Source organism: Salinisphaera sp. S4-8, assembly GCF_040361235.1.
In the GTDB taxonomy this organism is placed as follows: Bacteria; Pseudomonadota; Gammaproteobacteria; order Nevskiales; family Salinisphaeraceae; genus Salinisphaera.
The window spans coordinates 193,165-214,244 of sequence record NZ_APNF01000004.1 but is presented as its reverse complement, the minus strand read 5'-3'; the positions used below and the strand labels follow the sequence as shown (position 1 = coordinate 214,244).

At 63.7% G+C, this 21,080-nt stretch carries 16 protein-coding genes; 4 read left to right on the top strand and 12 right to left on the bottom strand.

Annotation, left to right across the window (positions count from 1 at the left end; genetic code table 11):
• Positions 1–2 precede the first annotated feature (2 nt).
• From S4A8_RS07840 to S4A8_RS07830, 3 genes are all read right to left on the bottom strand, one after another.
• Positions 3–1,400 (bottom strand): FAD-binding oxidoreductase, encoded by a 1,398-nt coding sequence (locus S4A8_RS07840; RefSeq protein WP_353175558.1) that lies wholly within the window; start codon positions 1,398–1,400, stop codon positions 3–5.
• A gap of 140 nt (positions 1,401–1,540) precedes the next feature.
• Positions 1,541–2,992, bottom strand: a complete 1,452-nt coding sequence (locus S4A8_RS07835) for a YncE family protein (protein ID WP_353219729.1) — start codon at positions 2,990–2,992, stop codon at positions 1,541–1,543.
• Between the two features lie 194 nt (positions 2,993–3,186).
• The gene (locus S4A8_RS07830) at positions 3,187–4,608 is read right to left on the bottom strand and encodes an amidase (RefSeq protein ID WP_353219728.1); all 1,422 of its coding nucleotides are present in this window, start codon (positions 4,606–4,608) and stop codon (positions 3,187–3,189) included.
• A gap of 132 nt (positions 4,609–4,740) precedes the next feature.
• On the opposite strand from S4A8_RS07830, the gene S4A8_RS07825 reads away from it, so the two are divergent.
• Positions 4,741–5,868, top strand: a complete 1,128-nt coding sequence (locus S4A8_RS07825; protein ID WP_353219727.1) for a M23 family metallopeptidase — start codon at positions 4,741–4,743, stop codon at positions 5,866–5,868.
• Between the two features lie 394 nt (positions 5,869–6,262).
• Here S4A8_RS07825 and S4A8_RS07820 read toward each other — a convergent pair whose 3' ends face one another.
• The 5 genes from S4A8_RS07820 to S4A8_RS07800 all read right to left on the bottom strand — a co-directional run bounded on the left by S4A8_RS07820 (position 6,263) and on the right by S4A8_RS07800 (position 11,501).
• Positions 6,263–7,204 (bottom strand): oxygenase MpaB family protein, encoded by a 942-nt coding sequence (locus tag S4A8_RS07820; RefSeq protein ID WP_353219726.1) that lies wholly within the window; start codon positions 7,202–7,204, stop codon positions 6,263–6,265.
• Between the two features lie 79 nt (positions 7,205–7,283).
• Positions 7,284–7,877 carry a 3'-5' exonuclease gene (locus S4A8_RS07815; protein WP_353219725.1) on the bottom strand — a complete coding sequence of 198 codons (594 nt, stop codon included), beginning with the start codon at positions 7,875–7,877 and terminating at the stop codon, positions 7,284–7,286.
• Between the two features lie 6 nt (positions 7,878–7,883).
• Positions 7,884–9,380 (bottom strand): SLC13 family permease, encoded by a 1,497-nt coding sequence (locus tag S4A8_RS07810; protein WP_353219724.1) that lies wholly within the window; start codon positions 9,378–9,380, stop codon positions 7,884–7,886.
• A gap of 34 nt (positions 9,381–9,414) precedes the next feature.
• Complete coding sequence (locus S4A8_RS07805) at positions 9,415–9,996, bottom strand: LOG family protein (protein WP_353219723.1); 582 nt, start codon at positions 9,994–9,996, stop codon at positions 9,415–9,417.
• Between the two features lie 119 nt (positions 9,997–10,115).
• Positions 10,116–11,501 carry a hypothetical protein gene (locus S4A8_RS07800; protein ID WP_502950717.1) on the bottom strand — a complete coding sequence of 462 codons (1,386 nt, stop codon included), beginning with the start codon at positions 11,499–11,501 and terminating at the stop codon, positions 10,116–10,118.
• A 319-nt stretch (positions 11,502–11,820) separates the two neighbouring features.
• Between S4A8_RS07800 and S4A8_RS07795 the strand changes: the two genes are divergently transcribed.
• Complete coding sequence (locus tag S4A8_RS07795; RefSeq protein ID WP_353219721.1) at positions 11,821–12,789, top strand: TerC family protein; 969 nt, start codon at positions 11,821–11,823, stop codon at positions 12,787–12,789.
• Between the two features lie 72 nt (positions 12,790–12,861).
• Here the strand turns inward: S4A8_RS07795 and S4A8_RS07790 are convergent, their stop codons facing one another.
• The 4 genes from S4A8_RS07790 to S4A8_RS07775 form a co-directional block, all read right to left on the bottom strand.
• Positions 12,862–14,304, bottom strand: a complete 1,443-nt coding sequence (locus S4A8_RS07790; RefSeq protein ID WP_353219720.1) for an alpha/beta hydrolase family protein — start codon at positions 14,302–14,304, stop codon at positions 12,862–12,864.
• Between the two features lie 374 nt (positions 14,305–14,678).
• Positions 14,679–15,935: a Glu/Leu/Phe/Val family dehydrogenase gene (locus S4A8_RS07785; RefSeq protein WP_353219719.1), complete on the bottom strand. Its 1,257-nt coding sequence runs from the start codon at positions 15,933–15,935 to the stop codon at positions 14,679–14,681.
• A gap of 104 nt (positions 15,936–16,039) precedes the next feature.
• Positions 16,040–16,978 (bottom strand): alpha/beta hydrolase, encoded by a 939-nt coding sequence (locus S4A8_RS07780; RefSeq protein ID WP_353219718.1) that lies wholly within the window; start codon positions 16,976–16,978, stop codon positions 16,040–16,042.
• Positions 16,978–19,113, bottom strand: a complete 2,136-nt coding sequence (locus S4A8_RS07775) for a TonB-dependent siderophore receptor (protein WP_353219717.1) — start codon at positions 19,111–19,113, stop codon at positions 16,978–16,980. Before S4A8_RS07775 ends, S4A8_RS07780 begins: the two co-directional genes overlap by 1 nt.
• Positions 19,114–19,249: 136 nt before the next feature.
• Between S4A8_RS07775 and S4A8_RS07770 the strand changes: the two genes are divergently transcribed.
• Together S4A8_RS07770 and S4A8_RS07765 are read left to right on the top strand one after the other, a co-directional pair.
• Complete coding sequence (locus tag S4A8_RS07770) at positions 19,250–20,245, top strand: helix-turn-helix transcriptional regulator (RefSeq protein WP_353219716.1); 996 nt, start codon at positions 19,250–19,252, stop codon at positions 20,243–20,245.
• 205 nt (positions 20,246–20,450) lie between these two features.
• Positions 20,451–21,005: a cytochrome b gene (locus tag S4A8_RS07765; RefSeq protein ID WP_353219715.1), complete on the top strand. Its 555-nt coding sequence runs from the start codon at positions 20,451–20,453 to the stop codon at positions 21,003–21,005.
• Positions 21,006–21,080: the final 75 nt, after the last annotated feature.

The following is a 21,080-nucleotide window of genomic DNA, read 5'->3' as shown; positions in this document are numbered from 1 at the left end:
CGTTACAGCAGCTTGCCCGGGTTCATGATGTCATTGGGATCGAGCGCGGCCTTGATCGCGCGCATCACATTCAACCCGGCGCCATGTTCGGCCTGTAGGTAGCTACGTTTGCCCAGCCCCACCCCGTGTTCGCCGGTACAGGTGCCCTCGGCGGCCTGGGCGCGGGTAATCAGGCGTTCGTTGAGCGTGTCGAGCGCGGCCAATTCCTGGGGATTGTCGCGATCGATGACCACGACCAGATGAAAATTGCCGTCGCCGACATGGCCAAACAGCGGCGCGGTGAGCCCCAGCTCGGCGACGTCGGCCTGGGCCGCCTCGATGGCACCGGCCAGCCGCGAGATCGGCACACAGACATCGGTGGCATGAAATTCCATACCAGGGCGCAACTGTTTGGCGGCATAGGCGGCGTTGTGGCGCGCCGCCCACAGCGCGCTGCGATCTTCCTCACGCGTGGCCCAGGCGAAACCGCTGCCACCGAACTCCCGACACAGCGCACCCATCTGCTCGGCCTGTTCGGCCACGGCGGCGGCGCTGCCGTGAAACTCCAGAAACAGGGTCGGCCGCTCGGGATGATCGAGCCCGCTATAACGATTGACCGCCCGCATCGACAGGCTATCGAGCAGCTCGATACGCGCCATGGGAATGCCGTACTGAATGGATGCGATTACCGCATCGACCGCGCCGGCCACATCCTCGAAACAGACCGTGGCCGCACTCACCGCCTCCGGCAGGCCATGCAGACGCACGGTCAGCTCGGTGATGATGCCGAGCGTACCTTCGGCACCGATGAGCAGATGGGTGAGATCGTAGCCCGCCGCTGACTTGCGCGCCCGTGCGCCGGTACGCACGATCTCGCCGTCGGGCATGACCACGGTCATCGACAGCACATTCTCGCGGATGGTGCCGTAGCGCACGGTATTGGTTCCGCTGGCGCGCGTGGAGGCCATGCCGCCGAGGGTGGCATCGGCCCCGGGGTCCACCGAAAAGAACAGCCCGGTATCGCGTAGATGTGCATTGAGCTGGCTGCGGGTGATGCCGGCTTCGACGGTGGCGTCCATATCTTCGGCACGCACTGCGTGGATCGCGTTCATCTGCGACAGATCGATACAGATCCCGCCACGTTCGGCGATCACCTGGCCTTCGATCGAGGTCCCCACACCATAGGCCAGCACCGGCACACGATGCGCGTTACACGCCTTGACGATCGCCGCGACCTCGGCGGTGGTGTGCACGAAACACACCGCATCGGGCGCGGCCGGATGATGCCAGGATTCATCGTGACCGTGCTGTTCGCGAACGCTGGCGTTCGTGCTCAGCCGATCACCGAGCAGCGTGCCGATACGCGCGAGTACGGCGGCCAGTGCATCGGGGGAACAGGCAAGGGCGGCATTGGTCGTCATGGGCGTATCCGGTGCAGACAAACACACGACACGAAGCCTGCATGACAAGGCAGTGGCTCATGTCGAGCGCTGCATTCTACAGCGGATATCGCGCCCGCCCAGGGAATATCAAGCCATCGCCTGCGCGGCGACCATCGCGCTCACCAGTTGGCGATGACCGCCTCGGGAATCTGGCCCAGGCGCACCCGTTGCGGATGATTGCCGACCGCCAGATATGCCAGTTCTTCATGGCGGCGGGTATCGAGCACGGCTACGGCATCGGAGCCGCTCAGCGAAATCCAACAGGTATCGTTCGGCCCCTCGGTCGTCCAATAGGGCTTGAGATAGTCGTGGCCGGTCGTGGTCGTGTTGAACAGGCTGTAGGCCATGGTCTGCCGGTCCACCAGGGCCGCATAATCGTCCATGGTGCCGGCCACGCACAGCGTATCGCCTGTCTCGTTGAGCGACAGGCCGTGGTGGGCCGAGTCGTTCACGTATTGCTCGCGCGGCACGTCGGGCACGAAATTGGGCAGCGGCACCACCCGCGATACGGCGCCGAAATCCGGTTCGGCCAGACCTTCATTGACATAGTCCTGCTGGCCGTTCACGTCCGGCGCCTGGGTGTCGAACTCGACCAGACCATGAAAATAGGACACCTGGTAATAGATATAGCGCTCGTCGTGCGAGATCGCCATCGGCCGCACCGCCGGACTCATGCCCGCATAGCCGGCCTCCTCGAGTTCCAGCCCCATGTTCCAGCGCGCGAGGATCTCGAAATCATCGTTGCGCACAATCTGGAACCAGCGATCGCCCTTGATCGCTTCCTGCGCCGGGCCGAGCAGTTCCGGCAATACGTCGGGATAGTCGCCGGGGGTATACACCCGCCCGATCGAGGCATGGTAGATCGTCTCGCCCGCGCTGTTGTAGTTGCTCTCGTGCGGGGTCTCGCCGGAGGCAAACGTCCGTAGCCGATCGCCCATCCTGATCGGCGTGCCGTCGGGGGCGGTTTCATCCACCATCGAAAACTCGATCACCTGGCGCTGGGTGGAATCGGAGACGAGCAATCGCCGACCGTCGGGCGACAACGCCATATGATCGGTACGCTGGCCGTCCATGGGCTGCTCGCGCACGATCGCCTCGACGCCCGCGCCCTGGGTCACCTGGGCGATATCGATCCACACCACATCGGCGAAGCTCGGGCGCGACACCACCAGATAACGACCATCCCGCGTGGTGAACATATCGTCCACATACTGGTCGTTGCCCTCGCCTGGGCCAAACCGGATGAGATAGTAATAGGCCAGATCGACCGGGTTGGCGAAGATATCGGCAATCTCCTGATCCTTGTCCGGAATCAGGTCGATGCCGGTTTTCAGTACTGCGAGCGTCTGGGCATCGACCACAGTGGCCGTGCCATCCCAGTTGTTGCCCACCCACATCACCGCGCGCAGCGCCGGCGCGACGTCGCCCGGGTCGACCACATCCGGGGCTGACGCGGCGTCGGTCACCGTATCGCCGCCGAGTTCGACCTCGGCGTCGTGCTCGTTACAGGCACTGAGCAACAGCCCGGCCGCCACCATCCACACCACCGTACGCCCGACTGCTGTGCCCATTACGCGCTCCCCCTTCTTCTTTTTTCTGCCGGGATCGCGCGCACGGATATCACCGTGCGAGCGATACAAACCGCTGCATCGATGCTAGCACCGGCACAGCGGCGACCGAGACGTCGAAGGTGGGTAAAAACGTACCGAGGTGGCGGTGACCCCGCGGGCCAGCGCGCCGGCAAACACCGGCGCGATCTGGCGGATCAGCCGTATTCGGCGGGGTTGGGCACCGCCGGGAAGCGCGCCGGATAGGCGGCCATATAGGCGTTGGCCGCACGCAGCACACGCACATCGTCGAACTTGCCGCCCGCCAGCTGAAAGCCGACCGGCAAACCGCAGTCGGTGAAACCACAGGGCACGGACGCCGCCGGCTGCTGGCTGAGGTTGAACGGATAGGAGAACGGCGCCCATTCCTCCCAGTCACGCATGCCGCTACCGGGCGGGACTTCGTGGTTCACTTCGAACGGCTGCAACGGAACCGTGGGCGTCATCAGCAGGTGGTAGTCCTGGTTGAACTTTTCCAGCGCCAGCGTGAGTTCCGCACGTTCGGAAAACGCGTCGAACAATTCGAGCGCGTTCCAGTTCTGGGCATGCTTGGCGTTGGCTACCAGGCCCGGGTCCAGCAGCTCGCGGCCCTTTTCATCACAGCGGTCCCAGACCTGCAGCGAGGCGGTGAACCACAGCTTGCGAAAGATATCGATCGGCGATTCGAAGGCCGGGTCCACTTCGACGACTTCGGCCCCGAGTTCTTCGAGCTTCAGCGCCGCTTCCTTGACCCGGGCTGCGATCTGATCATCAACGTCGGCATAACCCAGATCGGGGGAATAGGCGATGCGCAGTCCGCGCAGGTCGCATTCGAGATCCACACCCCAGTCTTCGGGCTGGCCACGGGTGGCATAGGGGTCGCGATAGTCGTAGCGCCCCATCACGTTGAGCATGCGCGCCGCATCGCGCGGATGCCGGGTGAGCGGACCGAGATGCGACAGCGTGGGCATCTTCGCCGGCGGCCACTGCGGCGTCCAGCCAAAGGTCGGCTTGAAACCGAATACGCCGGTAAACGCCGCCGGAATACGAATCGAGCCGCCCGAGTCGCCGCCCTGATGCAGCACGCCCATGTTCAAGGCGGCCGCCGCCGCGGCACCGCCCGACGAGCCGCCCGGCGTGAGTCGTGTGTCCCAGGGGTTGCAGGTCGCACCGAATACGCGGTTGTCGGTCACCGCTTTCCAGCCGAATTCGGGCGTGTTGGTCTTGCCCATCAGCACAGCGCCCGCTTCGCGCAGCATGCGCGCCGGCGGCGCATCGGTATCGCACTTGCCGGTGCCCGTGGTCAGCGAGCCCTCGCGGGCCGGCATGCCCTTGACCTCGGTGAGATCCTTGAGCGAGGTGGGCACGCCGTCGATCGGCGACAGCGGCTTGCCCTGGCCCCAGCGCCGCGCCGAAGCACGGGCAGCGTCTTCGGCGCCTTCGCGATCGATATAGACGTAGGCGTTGACGTCGTCATTGAAGCGATCGATCCGATCCAGCGCCGCGCGCGTGGCTTCCAGCGGCGACGCATCGCCGGACTCGAATAAATCGATCAGCTTGCCGGCATCCATCGTGCCCAGATCGTCGTCTCTACCGCTCATCCTGTCCTCGGCCTGCCTCAAAAAAGGGGCGCGGAGCGTACCGACGATCCGCACTCGTGAACATGGGTACAACTACCCATCGAAAGGCCACGACTGCAACATCCGCCGTGCGATGGGTAACGTATCGACCCTATGCAATCAGATCAAACCGGGCCGGCGGCCAATACGACAGACGACGGCAAGAACCCGGCCCGTACTCAGCCCGACGACGCGCCCCCCGACACCGATACGAATACAACGCCCTCGACCCCAGCCGCGCCCCATCGACGTGCCCGGCCCTGGTTGTTGGCATTGCTGCTGGTGGCATTGATCGCCCTGCTCGTCTATCGACCGGCCTGGCGCGCAGACGCCGCTGCCTGGGCACGCACCAGGGCCATGGAAACCTTCCACATCTCGCCGCGCGATGTGTACGGCGCAAGGCTGCGTATTGCCGGGCTCGCGGACAGCGCCCTGGGCGAGCGCTGGCGCAGTGCGGTGGCGCGGGCCGGCGAGGATCCGGGCCGATTCTCTACCCGCTACGCCACGCGCGGCACGTTCGAACCCGACACCATCGAGGCGCATGTATTTCAGACCGCGCTCGAACGCGGCGAACGTTTCAAGGTGCGGCTGCTGCGCGACGCGCCGGCCTGTACGGACTGTCGCAGCGCGCTTTATGCGGATATCCAGCGCCGCGACGCCGACAGCGACGATCCGAACGCCTGGGCCACCGTGCGCATGCTGCGAACCGATGGCGAGGCGGAAGACTTCGTCGCCGAGCGCGACGGCGACTATCGGGTCGTGCTCCAGCCGGAACTCGCGGCCGCGGTGGGCTATAAGCTGGCCATGGCTCGTGGTGGATCGCTGTCGTTTCCCGTCACCGGCGCAGCCGCGCGCGATATCGGCAGCGGTTTCGGCGCGCCGCGCGACGGCGGCGCGCGCAAACATCACGGCGTGGATATCTTTGCCGCACGCGGCACCCCGGTGATCGCCGTGGCCGACGGGCGCGTGCGTACCGGCACGGGCGGTATCGGCGGCAAACATGTCTGGCTGTCGTCGGGCATGCTCGGCATCGGCGGGGCGCGTTACTACTATGCCCATCTCGATTCGTTCAACGTCGAATCCGGGGATTCGGTTTCGACCGGCGACGTGCTGGGCTATGTCGGCAATACCGGCAATGCCCGTACCACCCCGCCGCATCTGCATTTCGGCATCTACACCCGCTTCGGACCGATTGACCCGGCGCCGTTTCTGCGGCCGGCGCCGGATTTGCCGGAGAGCTGAACACCGCGCCCATTCTGTCGAGCACCAGAACAGCTGGCTTGGTCAGCTGCTTTGATGCCGGATTAGTAACCCCGCCAGGTCACAGGTATATAGGTCGCCGTTGGCTCTGGACACGGGTCATACCTCGGCGGTTTTGCACTGGCGCAGCTGCCCTTTGAGCCAAGGCGTAAAACCAGGGCTGGATGGGCGCCGTGACACGGTTGAAAGACGCGGCAGAACCGGCCCACGGGCTGCGTTTCCTGTGGGATTACGCTTCGCTAATCCACCTACGGCCCACGTTCGCTATGGGGCGTAAATAACCCTCGCCCGCCATCATTTGCGCTTTTCGCGTTTATTTGCGGACTTTGCCACTTCGGAACAGGCAAACAATTCGCGCCGCGGGCACTTCGCCCCATCAATCGAAGTGCAGGCATTCCCGCGGTGCGCCAACGCGCCGTGCCGAGCGCATGGCAACGCCCTCCGTCATGGACGCGCGAATGAGCGGCGCGATCCGGTTAAGGCTTTCAGCCGAGGCACGGTCGATCAGGCGCTGGGCCGAGCTGCGGTGGATCAGCGCCCGGGCCCAGGGCGGCAGCAGCGCAGCCCCGGCGCCAAGGAACATGCGCCGCGATACCCCGGCGACGGGAATCGGCAATTCCATGGCCTCGAGCACGGCCAGGGTATCGCGCGAGCGATGATCGAAGCGCAGCTGCGGCTGCATGGCGGCGAAATAATCATCCATCTCGGCACGCGAGGCCGGTACGTTGGTCGCCCCCAGCGCTTCGGCAACACGCCGGGTTTCGTCGAAATACTGGTCCTGCACCGCAATGCTCAAATCGGGCCGGCGGTAGCGCATATAGCCGGCCAGAAAACTGGCCATTTCGGTGCAGTGCACCCAGGTCAGCAACTCGGGATCGCGGGCCGAATACGGCTCGCCTTCGTCGGTGGTCCCGACCACGCGGGCATGCATGCGATCGACGATATCGATGATGCGCTCGGCATCAGCCGTCGGAGCATAGCTGGTCGCTGCCACGAACATGGTTGTCCGGCGCAGGCGGCCGAGCGGGTCTTCACGAAAGCGGGAATGATTGACTACGCCGGCGAGCGCGCGCGGGTGCAATGTCTGCAGCATGAGTGCGGCGATACCGCCCGACATCATGCCCGGAAAATCGCCGTGGATCTTCCAGGTTACGCTATCCGGGCCGAACAGACCAGCATCGCCCACCGGGGCGTCGTAGTCGATGCCGAAATCCTCTGTGGTCGACACCACGCCCACGATCCAGTCGCGCAGACGCTTGTGCAGCGGCGTAAGCAATTGACTGGGCGCTGGCAGGCGCTGAGCGAAACGATTGATCACCAAAAAACTCAAGTCCGAGGGCTAATCCACTATACCGCGCACGCGGTGCCTGCGGATGCGCCGCGTCGGTGCGAGCCGCCTAGGCGAATTCCCGCAGCGGGCGATGTGCATCGGTCAGCCAGTCGGCGACCGAACGACCGCTGGCCTCGACCGCAGCCAGTACTACCAGGCCGGCCGCGCGCGCGTCTTCACCGGCATCGTGGTGGTCGAATTCGATGGCCAGATATTCGCTCAGACTGGCCAGCCCCCAGCCGCGCCTTGCGAACTGGGCGAAGGCACGCCGGGCCACACGCGCGGAATCCAGCCACTGCGCGCCCAGCAGCGGCCGGTCATAGCGGGCACAGGCGCGGGCGGTGGCGGTGACATCGAATGCGGTATGCGAAACCACGATCCGCCCGGCCAGCAGGACCGCGATTTCGTCGTAGACGTCATCCCAGCTCGGCGCCCCGGCCACATCTGCGGCGCGAATGCCGTGAATGGCGGTGTTGTGGGATGAAAACCAGGTCTGCGGATGGATCAGCCAGGCCCAGTTGTCCACCAGTGCCCCGCCGGCGAAACGCGCAAAGCCGATCTGGCAGATGCTGCCGGGATCATTGTTGGCAGTTTCGACATCGATGGCAATGAAGTCGGTCGCGCCGGCCAGACCGGCCGGCGCACGAATCGCCCTTGCCACGCGTGGCTACCAGAACGTGCTGATGATCAGATACGGGATCAGCGTGGCCAGCACGACGCAGACAACGTTAAGCGCCAGCCCCGCGCGCATCATCGACTGAATCTTCATCCGTCCCGTGGCGAACACGATGGCGTTGGGCGGCGTGGCCACCGGCATCATGAAGGCACAGCTGGCCGCGATCGCCGCCGGCACGGTCAACAGCAGCACATCGACGCCCACCGAGCCGGCCAGCGCGCCCAGCAACGGCATGAATACCGCGGCGGTGGCGGTATTCGAACTGACCTCGGTCAGCGAGATGATCACCAGCACGACCGCGCCGACCAGCAGTACCGCCGGCAAAACGCCGAAGATTTCCATCTGGGTGGCGATCCATTCCGCGAGACCGGTTTTCTTGATCGCGCCGGCCAGGGCCAGACCGCCACCGAACAGCAGCAATACGCCCCAGGGCACGTTGGCCTCGTTCTCCCAGTTCATCAGACGCCCGGTGCTGGCCGGTTCGCGATCCGGGCCGAGCCGGCCACTACCGGCCGGGATCACGAACAGCGCCACGCCGATGAAGATGGCGATCATGGCATCGGAGAGCCAGTCGATGCCGGCATTGTTGAGCAACGGCCGGAAAATCCACAGCCCGGCGGCGAGCAGGAACATGCCGCCGACGCGTTTTTCGGCCGGAGTCAGCGCGCCCAGCTGCTTCATCTCGTCCTTGAGCATGTCGCGCCCGGCCTGGCTGTTATCCAGCTCGAAACCGCCCCAGGTCAGCCACGCCCAGGCCGCGGCCATCATCGCGATCGACACCGGAATGCCCACGACCATCCACTGCGCAAAGCCGATATCGATGTTCTGATCCGAGGACAGATAGCCGGCGAGCAAGGCATTCGGTGGTGTGCCGATGAGCGTGGCCACGCCGCCGATGGACGCCGCATAAGCAATGCCCAGCAGCAAGCGGGTGGCATAGCGATCCACCGCGGGCGAATCCTCTTCGGCCATGAGGCTGATCACCGACATGCCGATCGGCAGCATCATGATCGAGGTGGCGGTATTGGACACCCACATGCTGATGAAGCCGGTAGCGATCATGAAGCCGGCGATCTGGCGTGCCGGGCTCGCCCCCACCGCCAGCAACGTGGCCAGCGCGATACGCCGATGCAGATTCCAGCGCTGCATCGCCAGGCCCAGCAAAAAGCCGCCAAGAAACAGAAAGATGATGTCATCGGCATAGGAGGCGGCAAGATCCTCGATCCCGCCGACGCCGATCGCCGGGCCGATGGCCAACGGCAACAACGACGTCGCTGGAATCGGTATCGCCTCGGTCGCCCACCAGGTCGCCATGAACAAGGCCAGACCGGCACAATGCCAGGCGGCGGCGTCCATACCGGCCGGCGCCGGCAGTATGAGTGCTGCGAGCATGAACAGCGGGCCGAGGACCAGGCCGATCCGTCCGGCACGGCTGGTTGCATGCGCTTCTTGCTGGCTTGAGGACACGCTGTCCTGACTGTGGCTCATGGCGGCTCTCCCTGATTTCAATACGCGGCGCGTGTCAGGCGTCGCGGGTCACACCCATTCTTGCGAGCAATGTACCGGCATCGGGCGCACGCTGGATACGGGCAACCTGCGCGTCGGATAAGAATGCCTCGGTCTGCATGTGGGTCAGACAGTCGGCCAGCGGCTGATAGAAGCCATCGATATCGAGCAACCCACACGGTTTGTCGTGCCAGCCCAGCTGATGCCAGGTGAGCACTTCGAACAGTTCCTCGAGCGTGCCGAAGCCGCCCGGCATGGCGATGAAGCCGTCCGCGGCCTCGATCATGGCCAGCTTGCGCTGGTGCATGGTTTCGACCACGTTGAGTTCGGTCAGACCGGTATGCGCGAGTTCGCGATCGATCATTGAGCGCGGAATCACGCCATACACCTCGCCGCCGGCGGCCAGCGCGGCATCGGCAATCGTGCCCATCAGGCCGACCCGCGCGCCGCCATAGACCAGGCGCACGCCGGCACGGGCGAGGGCATCGCCGAGCGCGGCGGCGCCGTCGCGATAGACGGGACGCGCCCCGTCGCGGGAACCGCAATACACACAAATACTGCGAATCGGCTGGCGGGCGGGCACGGTGTTTTCGGACATGGCAAACGAATACGACGGGCGGGCGCGCATTCTAACCAGTGGCCGTGAATGCGCGCAGCCCGAGCGTGCCAACCGGCGCGTCGCGGCCACCCGCCGCGACGCCGGTGCCGGGCCAGTGGCTAGCCGTCGCGCTCGTTATCGTGCACATCCTTGACGAAGGTTTCGTCGTTCTCGCCCGTGAAGAAGCGCTTGCCATAAATGAGCAGGCACAGCCCGATGCCCACACCGAACGCCCAGGCCGCGCTCTGCGTCACCAGCACGCCGGCGGTGATACCGGCAATGCCCAGATCGCGCTGGCTGCGGGCCTCCATGATGCCGATACGTACCGACACATAGCCCTGAATGAGCAGCGTCAGCGCCAGGGCCACGGCGAGAATCGGCTGGATGATGGACACGATCGGCAACAACAGCAGGCCGGTGTTCGTGCCCCAGCGAAACGACCCGGCGCCGCCGAAGATCGAATCCATCGCCTTGCGCCCTTCCTTGTAGCGCTCGACGATCACCACATGCATGGCCGCCCACAGCGGCCCGCACATGGCGACATCCGGCCCGAGAATACTCATGCCCGCATTACGCGCGCCAAAGATCATGTGCGCACGGTCCGGGCTGTAGTCGATATGTTCATCCGGGCGCGAACCATCGGCCTCGTCGAGCAATGCCTTGGACTGCAGCACGTCACCGAAGAGCACGATATAGGTCGCCGCGACCATCGGCAGCGCCTGGACAAAGAACCACGCCGGCGGCAGGCCCACGCCAAAGACGGTGTACTCGGTCCAGAGGGTGACGAAATCCGGCTTGGAAAAGCCCCACTCCACATTCGGCCAGGGCGCCTCGCCGAACAACGGCGCGATGATGATGGCCAGCGCAATGATCGGGAAAATGCCGAGTTTGCCGATCAGCCCGAACACCGCATTGCGCTGCTTGAGCACGTTGAAACCGCGCGAAAAGATCAACAGAAACGCCAGACCCACCGCGATCGAAATCGTGTACGGGAAGGTCCAGAAGCGCCCGTCATCGGCAAATACGCTGTTCACCGCGGCCAGGCCCGCGCCCATGATGATGCCCGCCTTGAGCGCGGGCGGCACGAAACGCACCACATGTTTGGCCATGCCGGTCACGCCCAGCCCGATCGAGAGCGTGCCAAGCATGAACTGAAAGGCAATCAGCGCATGCACGCGATCCACGCCCTCCGGAAAGCCTTCGCAGTAGGCGATCAGCAACGGAATGGCGGGCGTGATCCAGCCGGGCACGACCGGATCGCCGAGCAGATGATGGGTGAGATAGAACAGGCCGTTGAGCATGACCACGGCCAGTGCGGCCTCGAACGGCATGCCCAGCAGATCGGTCATCAACGGGATCGCGGCCAGATCGACCGCGCACATCAGAAGGCCCTGCAGATAATCCGGCCATTCGAAACGGTAGTGCAAAAACGGCAACCGTATCTTGAACGGCCCCGCGCCCCAGTACGACGCTTCGCCGCCGTCATGCGTTCGGTAGTGCGACATCATCAAGTCCCCCGGTTTGGATGCGCGTAACATACCACCCGGCAGCGCCACCTCGGGAATTTGCGAAATGGCGTTTCAGGCTCGCCTGCCTTGCGACCCTGCGATGAATCGCAGTCTTAACAAGCATTTGATGGCGCAGCGCATATCATGATTACCCTCGGCAGCGGCCACGGCACGCTGGCCGAACCGCGATACCCAGCCGGCGCGAGGACAGTCACATTGGCCGAGCTGGGCCGGCACATAACGACCACCGCCTCGAACAGTGCGCGGGCGGCCGTTTGCCTGCCGCACGAATAATTACGCAAGAGAGAATCAAGCGATGGATGTACCTGTCTGGGTCTGGGGCGCGACGATCGCCGGTATTCTGGCGCTTCTGATATTCGATTTCTTTGCCCACGTACGCACGCCGCACGCGCCGTCTTTCAAGGAGGCCGGCGGCTGGTCGATCTTCTACGTGGTGCTGGCCATCATTTTCGGCATCGGTCTGTGGATGGTCTGGGGCCACGATCACGGCATCGAATACTTCGCCGGCTATATCACCGAAAAGAGTCTGTCGGTCGACAATCTGTTCGTGTTCGTGATCATCATGGCCTCGTTCAACGTGCCAGCCGAATATCAGCAAAAGGTGCTGCTGGTGGGCGTGGTCATTGCGCTCATTCTGCGCACCGTCTTCATCGCCCTCGGCGCGGCCGCGATCGAGAACTTCTCCTGGGTGTTCTACATCTTCGGCCTCTTCCTGCTGTATACCGCCTGGAGTCTGGCACGTACGAAGCATGACGAGGATGAGGAATACGAGCCCAATATCATGGTGCGCCTGGCGCAGAAGTATCTGCCTGCGACCGAGGAATACGATGGCACCCGGTTGACCACGATCAAGAACGGCAAGCGCCTAATCACGCCCATGCTGATCGTGATGATCGCCATCGGCGCCACCGATATCCTGTTCGCGCTGGACTCGATCCCGGCGATCTACGGGCTCACCAAGGAGCCCTATATCGTATTCACTGCCAATGCCTTTGCCCTGCTCGGGCTGATCCAGCTCTACTTCCTGCTCGGCGGGCTGCTCGATCGGCTGGTATATCTGTCGCTGGGCCTGGCGGTGATTCTCGGCTTCATCGGTATCAAGCTGATGATCCACGCCCTGCACACCAACGAACTGCCCTTCATCAACGGCGGCCAGGAAGTGCATCTGGTACCGGAAATCCCGATCTGGCTGTCGCTATCGGTCATCGTGGGGATTCTCGTGGTGACCACCGTGGCCAGCCTGATGAGCAGCAAAAGCAAGTAGGCACACCAACGCTGACACGAAAAAAGCCGGGCGCGTCAGCACGCCCGGCTTTTTTTGGTTAGCTGCTTGCGTTCAGGGCGCCGGGCAGGCAGCGATTCCCTGACGATCGGCCGTGGTGAACTGACAGCCATAGTCTGCATCCGCAACCGCGGTACGCGAGACATCGTCGCCGGCCGGTTTCACGCTGTTCTGTTCCCAGTTGATCATGTCCTCGAAGGCCGCCTGGCGTTCTTCCTGGGTGAAGTCACAGTGGCCTGGGGCACGTACGGCCCGCTGTACGAGCAGATCGTCATTGCCGTTTTCACGCGCACGCTCGCGATAGATCTGTTCGTGCACGAACGGTACGTAGAGATCGCCCAGGCCATGGAGGGTCACCATGGGCACGCTGAACTGGCCGTTGACCCGCGGAATCCAGCGTACGCCATCGCTACGCGCCGGATTGGCGTTCGGATCGGCCGCCACACGCAATATCGACGCGTTGAACTGGGTTTCCTCGACCGTGCTCGACGCCGGATCACCGTCGTAGTCGTATTCATAGCCGATATTGCCGCTCAGATTGCGAGCGAGAATACCGTTGACCGTGCCGTCGCGGCCCCCGGTGCCCATGACCACATCGTAATAGCCGCCCCGGAAGCCCTGCTGGAACACGGGCCGGTCACCGCCGCTGAGCGTACGTACGATATTTTCGAGCTTCTCGCCGGCTGCGGTCGGCACACCCTGCTGGCCAAAGCCGGGTTCGGTCGACCAGAGCACGGCGTCGATTTCCGTCTGGTTGAAATCGGTGGCCGGATAGCGCGTCGGCCCCATATCGGCGGCATGCTGCGCCGCGAAGGTGAAGTTGAGCAGATAGTCGAACTCGTAGGTGCCGCCGACCACACCACAGCGTGCAACCGCGCCGGCGTAGCTCACCTTGTTGGCCGCTTCGAGCTGGGTTTCCTGTTCGATGGCAGCAGCGGTGACATGGCCACCCATGGAATCGCCGGTGATATAGATCTTGGTCGGCGTCATGAGCGTGCGGCCGTTCTGCGCGGCGATATTGACGAAGGCATTCGCCAGGGCGTTGGTGTCTTCCACGCCGGCACGCACGTCGTAATAGTTCTTGCTATAGCTCGAGGCCGCCCAGGCATAGCCGTTGTTGACGTAGTAGTTGCGCAGCGCCGGGTTGCTGACCGTCAGTTCGTTACCTTCGCCACGATAACCGTGCGCATACATGATGAGCATGCCGTTCCAGTTATCCTGCGGCACTTCGACACGATAGGCCGCGCCGTTGGGCATGACGCCCGACCAGCGATCGGTATCCACGGTTGCACCGCTCGAGGCACCGAAGCTCAGGGTATAGCCATCGTCGTTCCGGGTGATCGCCGTGAACTGGCGCGAATCCTGAATTCGGGTCGCCGTTTCGCCGCCGTCCGTATCGACGGAATCGTTGTCGCTGCTTCCACTATCGGAACAGCCCACCACCAAGGCACTCGCGCACGCGAGCGCCAGGACTTGCGTCCAGCGTAAGTCTTTCATGTCTCCTCCTGAGCGGCCTCGCCGGGTACCCGTACAGGGCGAGCGGGCCTTATTTATTTTTGCTTCTATTGCGACCAGCGAACTAAAACGAAACGTCATTTCACTGGAACGCTTAGTAATTCATCGTACCGCGTGCAGCGTCAAGCCCGCCGCGGCTGGCGGGCGGCCCAAACCACCCGTCTGTCGCCACGGCTAGACGTTCAGCAAAGCGAACACGCTCGACTTATCAATCGCTTGCGTCGTGCCCCGAAAGCAGTCGAAGAAAAGCGCAGAACCGAAACCGTCACGAACGCCGACCGCGATACGGCATGGCCATCCGCATGTTCAGCGCGAATCGCTCGTCGCCGGGGCGCCAGATACGCGCCCGGCGACGGTTAGCCGCCGTCGCGAAAGAAGCTGCTGGTACCGCGGGCCTGGGCCGCGTTTTCGAGTTTTTCCAGCGCAATCACATAGGCCGCGGTGCGGTAGTCGATCTCCAGCGATTCGGCGCGCTCGGCCACGCGTTCGGTGGCATCGACCATGCGTTTTTCCAGCCGCTCGGCCACGGTATCGGCGTCCCAGTACCAGGCCTGGCGGTTCTGGACCCACTCGAAATAGCTCACCGTCACGCCACCGGCGTTGGCGAGAATATCGGGCAGGACCTGCACACCGTTGTCGATGAGCGTGGCATCGGCTTCACTGGCCACCGGCCCGTTGGCGATTTCGACAATCACGCCAGCCTGCACATCGGCCGCATTGTCCTCGGTGATCACGTTTTCCAGTGCCGCCGGGGCCAACACGTCGACTTCGAGCGCGATCAGATCCTCGTTCGAAATCTGCTCGCCGTCGGCATCGGTGACCGAGCCGTTTGATTGCTTGGCCTTGGCCACGGCATCGATATCCAGCCCGTTTTCGTCGTAAATACCGCCGCCGGAGTCGCTGACCGCGACCACCGTATAGCCGGCATCCGCACACAGCCGCGCGAACTGCTGGCCGGCATTGCCAAAACCCTGCACGGCGACCGTGGTGCCATCGGCGTCGCGATCCCAGCGCTTCATCATCGTTTCGAGCGTATGAAAGGCACCGTCGCCGGTGGCCGTGGTGCGGCCTTCGGAGCCACCCATTTCCACGGGTTTGCCGGTAATCACGGCACGCTCCTCGGCGCGATTGATGATGCGGTACTGGTCCATCATCCAGCCCATTACGCGCGGGTTGGTGTTCACGTCCGGCGCGGGGATATCGGTATCCGGACCGATGAAATCGGCGATCTTGTCGATATAAGCACGCGCCAGCCGTTCGGTTTCCGCCGGCGAGAGCTGTTTCGGGTCCACGGCAATGCCGCCCTTGCCGCCACCAAACGGCAGGCCGAGCACGGCGCATTTCATCGTCATCCAGAACGACAGCGTGGAGACTTCGTCGGCATTCACATCCGGGTGAAAACGAATCCCGCCCTTGGCCGGGCCAAGGGTGTTGTCGTAGCGCACCCGATAGCCGGGATAGAGCTTCATCTGGCCATCGTCGTGGCGCAGCGGTACCGAGACTTTCAGCGCGGTATCCGGCTGGGCCAGCTGCTGGGCGATGTCGTCGGAGATATCGATATGTTCGAGCGCGGCTTCGATGCGCGCGCTCGCACCGTCGAAAAGACTGGGCATAAGACACAAGAGATTGCGAACAATACCCAGTAGCTGCGTACGACAACGGCCGAATACAAGCGGCGGCTTTACCCGGCCACCGCCACAGGCCGGCATGCGCGCGCTCAGGGCATGGGCGCAGCGCTGTCCTTGTCCAACCAGTGTGCCAATGCGTGATACAGCCCGGCCGGCAGGGCCGCGCCATGATCGGCACCGGGCAATATCTGGTAGTCGATATCGAAGGCCACGCAGCCGCCCAGAATGTCGGCCGCGGCGGCGGCGTTATCCACCATTCGGCGGCGCGCGAGCTTGGCGCGCCGCTCGGGCGGGTCGGTCGGCGTTTGATCCAGCGGCTGTTCTTCACGCCCGACCGTGATCACCACATCCCGGCGCTGGCCGGCTCCGCAATCGTCACGCTGGGCTCGCTGTCGTAGCGGTGCGATCAGATCGCCGTCGTGCCACCACAGCGACGGGCTGGCGGCGAAGTAGGCCGAATAACGCGCCGGATTGCGGGTTAGCGCATAGAGCACGGTCAGCCCGCCCAGCGAATGGCCGAACAGCGCGGTGCGGGCCGGGTCGATACGATAGCGGCGTGCGATACGCGGTTTGACCTGCGTTTCGATGAAATCCAGAAACGCGCCCGCCTGGCCACTGCCCGGATGGTCGGGCGCCGCCGTGGGGGTGAGATCCTGGTAGCGGCGCGCTACATCGAAATCCGCGGTATCCGGATAGCCCAACCCCACCACGAGCACGCGATCGGCCAGATCGTGGGCACGCAGCCAGGCCAATGCCTTGGGCGCGCTGCGATTGCCATCAAACAGATAAACGACCGCATAACCCGCAGCCGGGGCCGGCTTGTCCGGCTGCGACAACAGCAGTTCGTAGACCCGGCCGCTGGCGGGATCCGCGACCTGCACATGCTGCAACGCAGCCGCCGCCTGTGGATGGGGCTCGTCGTGGCGAGCGGGCTGGGCCGTGACTGCGCTCAGCCCGCTCACCGCCCAGAGCACACAAGCGGCGGCCAGGCGCCGCCTGCGCGATCCGATGGCGGCATTCGTGGGCACTAGAAGTCGTAGCGCAGCGAACCGACCACGCTCGTAGGCTCGCCATAGAAGTTGAAGGTGCCGGTACTGCCGACCCGGTTGTAGTACTTCTTGTCGAGGATGTTGTTCACATTGAGCGCACCGGAAAGTCTGTCGGTAAAACGATAGCCGACCATGGCATCGACCACCGCATAACCCGGCGCTTCGACACCCTGGGTCGAGCTGAAGTCGCTGAGTGCGGTCACCCCGGCGCCGATACTCACGCGGTCGAGCACGCCGGAATCGAAGGCGTATTTCGTCCACAGATTGAACATGTGATCGGGCATGAGCACGAAGGTCGCCTCCGGGTCGCCACGCTCGACTTCGGTATCGAGATAGGTATAGCCGGCGATGATATCCAGCTGCTCGATCGGCGAACCATCGATTTCGAATTCCACCCCCTGGATACGCCGCTCGCCGATCGCGGCGTTGTAGTTCTCACCGGGCACGCCGGCCGCGTAGTTGCGATCGTACATCCGAAACAGGCTGGCCCGGGCGTTGAGGTCGCCGTTGAAATAGACGCCTTTCACGCCCGTTTCGTATTGCGTGCCCTCGCGCGGTTCGATGAGCTCGTTATTCGCGTCGTAGGCGGTCTGCGGCTTGAACACCTTGGAATAGCTGGCATAGAGCGCGTGGTGGCGATCCACGTCGAGCACCAGCCCGGCATAGGGGGTGAGCTTGCCGTTGTCGTCGCGGGTGCCGGTGGTGCCGCTGTCGTTATCGGTGAGTTCTACCTTGTAATCGCTCACGCGTGCGCCGCCGATCAGGGCCAGGCGCTTGATCGGACGAAACGTCAGCTTCGAATACAGCCCGATTTCCTCGAGCTTTTGCGTGGTATCCGACACCGAGCCGCTTTCGAGCACATCTACATAGGCCAGATCAGCGAAATCGTCGGCATTGGTACGGCCCAGGCGTGCACGCCCGCGAATGGTGTCGGTGTCGTAGTGCTTGTAATCACTACCGGCAACGAATTCGCTGACATTGCCGAAGGTGTCGAACGGCTGGCTGTAGCTGGCGTCCATCGAAAGCGTGTTCTGGTCGATATCGCCGCCCGTGCCGGCAACGCCGATGGTGCCATCGTCGGCCAGCGCACTGCCGCCGAAGGCATAGTTGTAGTCGGCATTGCGGTTGGAATAGCGCGCCGCGACACGCCCGAAGCCGCCAGAGGCGAACCGGTGGGTCAGTTCGAACAGAAAATCGTCGGTCGTGGAGGTGAAATCGTTCCAGTCGGCGCCGAAGAAGGTCGAACGGGCCACGTCGAGCAGATCGCCATCGGCATCGGTGGCCAGGCCGTTGTTGACGGTGATATCGCGTTCCTGGCGCAGATAGGCCACTGCCACCATCGTGTCCGGGTCGATCGCGTATTCGAGCGTGCCGTAAAAGGTCTGGGCGTTATTGTCGTTGTGATCGACAAAGCCATCGGTATCGCTGTCGGCGATTACCGCGCGCCCGCGCAGCCGGCCGTCATCGGTGAGCGGGCCACCGACATCGCCTTCCAGATAATACTGGTTGAAGCTGCCATAACGGCCGGTGACATGGCCCTGAAAATCCTCCGTGGGGCGCTTGCGCACGAGATTGACGATGCCGCCGAGTTCGCTGGTGCTGTTGAACAGCCCCGAGGGCCCGCGCATGACCTCCACGCGATCAAACGCCGCGAGGCTGGGCAACGTGCCGTTGATGCTGGCCATGGGCGCGGGCAGACCATCGATATTGAACTTGTCGTATTCGTAGCCGCGCGAAAAGATCGACGAACGCCCGGCATCGTTGGTGAGCACGCGCAGGCCCGGCGTACGCCGCGCCAGTTCGTCGAGCGTATCGACATTGCGGTCGTCGATGGACTCGCGCGTAATCACGCTTATCGACTGCGGAATATCCTTGAGCGCGGCCGGCGTCTTGGTCCCCACCGTGGCTGCGTCCACCGCATAACCGCCGGTCTGCTCCGACGGCTGCATGTCGTAGAGCTGATTGCCTTCGACCGTGACCATCTCCAGCGCCAGCGGCGCATCGTCGGCAGACGCAGCACTCTGCGCCCAGCCGGGCATGGCAGCGGCCAGCGTCACCATGCCCAGTAAACAACGCGCGCGAAGCGACGGCCGTGTATCGATACAGCGGTTCATATATTTCCCCAAAAACAACGCGCGGCCCAACCGGCGTCTAAAAACACCCCTTTGCAAATGCGAATCTTTTGCATTTGCAACTAGAGCTGCGCATTATTCCAGACCCCCGCATCCGAAACCTTTGCGAAACGCTCAAATGTCTTTGCATTCGACCGCCGCGCCCGATTCGGCCCGCTTCATCGACACCGCGCAGCTGGACCGTCTGTCCGCCCATCTCGGCTCCGACTACGAAACCCGGGTTACCGATGCCTCGCCGCCGCTGGACGGGCGTTTTGGCGTCGAAACCCTGACCGGCGGGCTGGTGCTACGCCATGCCAGCGTGCGCAATCGCCAGGACATGTGCGCACGTGCCCAGCTGCGGCCCGGACTGAAGCTGATCATCGTGCTCGATGGCGAAGTCGACATACGTTTCGGCGGGCGTGCCCTGCCGGTCGCTGCCGATGGCCCCTGTGCCTACGCACTGCACCTGCACGAAAACACCGCTTTCGAACGGCGCGCACGGGCGAACACCCATGAGCAAAGCCTGACCCTGACCGTGCCCTACGCCTGGCTGCGCGCGCGTCTGGTCGACCACGACGCGTCCCGTAACGGCGCTCGGCTGATCGAGGCCCCGCATCTGAGCTTGCAGCCCTGGCAACCGGGGGCCGCGCTGATCGCCAGTGCACGATCGCTGGTCGTATCGGAAAGCGTTGGCCTGGCGCACCGCCTGCAATGTGAAAGTCTGGCGCTGGCCATCGTCGCCGACGCGCTGCCGGTGTTGCTCGACAACCCGACCACCGACGCGCTGCCCAAGCCGATCGACGCCCGCCGGCTGCGACGCATGCGCGAATTGGTGGATCGGCCGGCGTCCGCTTTGCTCAGCGTGGATGCGCTGGCACGCGAAGCCGGCATGAGCCGCAGCAGCCTGCAGCGCCATTTTCGTATCTGCTATGGCATGAGCGTGCAGAAATTCATGCGCGCACGGCGCCTGCAGGCGGCCGATCGCGCACTGCGCGAGGACGGCGCCAGCGTGGCCCATGCCGCCGAACTGGCCGGTTACAGCAGCGCTGCGAACTTTGCGACCGCCTATCGTCGCGTCTATGGCATCGCGCCGAGCGAACGCTCTCAGCGGGGCGCCGCGCCGACACCATAATCCCCTGCCGCGGTGAGCGCGGGCGACCGGTAACATTATTCCAACGTATGACTAACGCTTTGCTCTGTCGATTGCGCTAGGCTGGTCCAAAATTACAGGTTGAGACGTACCGGTCGCGCCAGCATCTGACTGATTGCGAACGTAATCGGACGCCCGACAACCGACATTGCGACAACACAATCGGTACGCCAATAGGGGGCTCCGCATGGATACTCGGGTCATGGATCACGCCCACGGCTATGGACTGGTCAGCCGGTTCTTTCACTGGGCGATGGCGCTACTGCTGGTCTGGCAGGTGATCTCGGCAGCGTTGCATTATTTTTTCGACGATACACCGATCACCGATTTCTTCTTCAGCCTGCATTTCTCCAACGGTTTGTTGATTCTGATTCTGGCTGTCTTGCGCGGCCTTTGGGGGCTGATCAACCTCTCCCGGCGGCCTGCGCACACGGGTGCGCTGGAACGCGTGGCCGCGCTGGGACATGTTGCGATGTATGCCTTGCTGATCGCAGTGCCAGTCGTCGCCATCATCCGGGCCTATGGCAGCACCCACGGCTTTTCCGCGTTCGGCGTGGAGATCTTTGCCGGCATGGAAAACAAGATCGAATGGATGTCGAATCTGGGTAACCAGTGGCACGGCTTGCTGGGCTGGATTCTGTTCGCCCTGATCGGCGGCCATATCGCCATGGCCTTCGTGCATACCCAGGGTTTTCAGCAGAACCTGATCGCACGCATGACCAAGGGCGACGACCGGCTGTAAGCGCAGCCGGCTGGACCGATCGGCCGGCCGCTGACCGGCAGATCAAGCCGCGCGCGTTTGTAGCGCCCGCCGGTC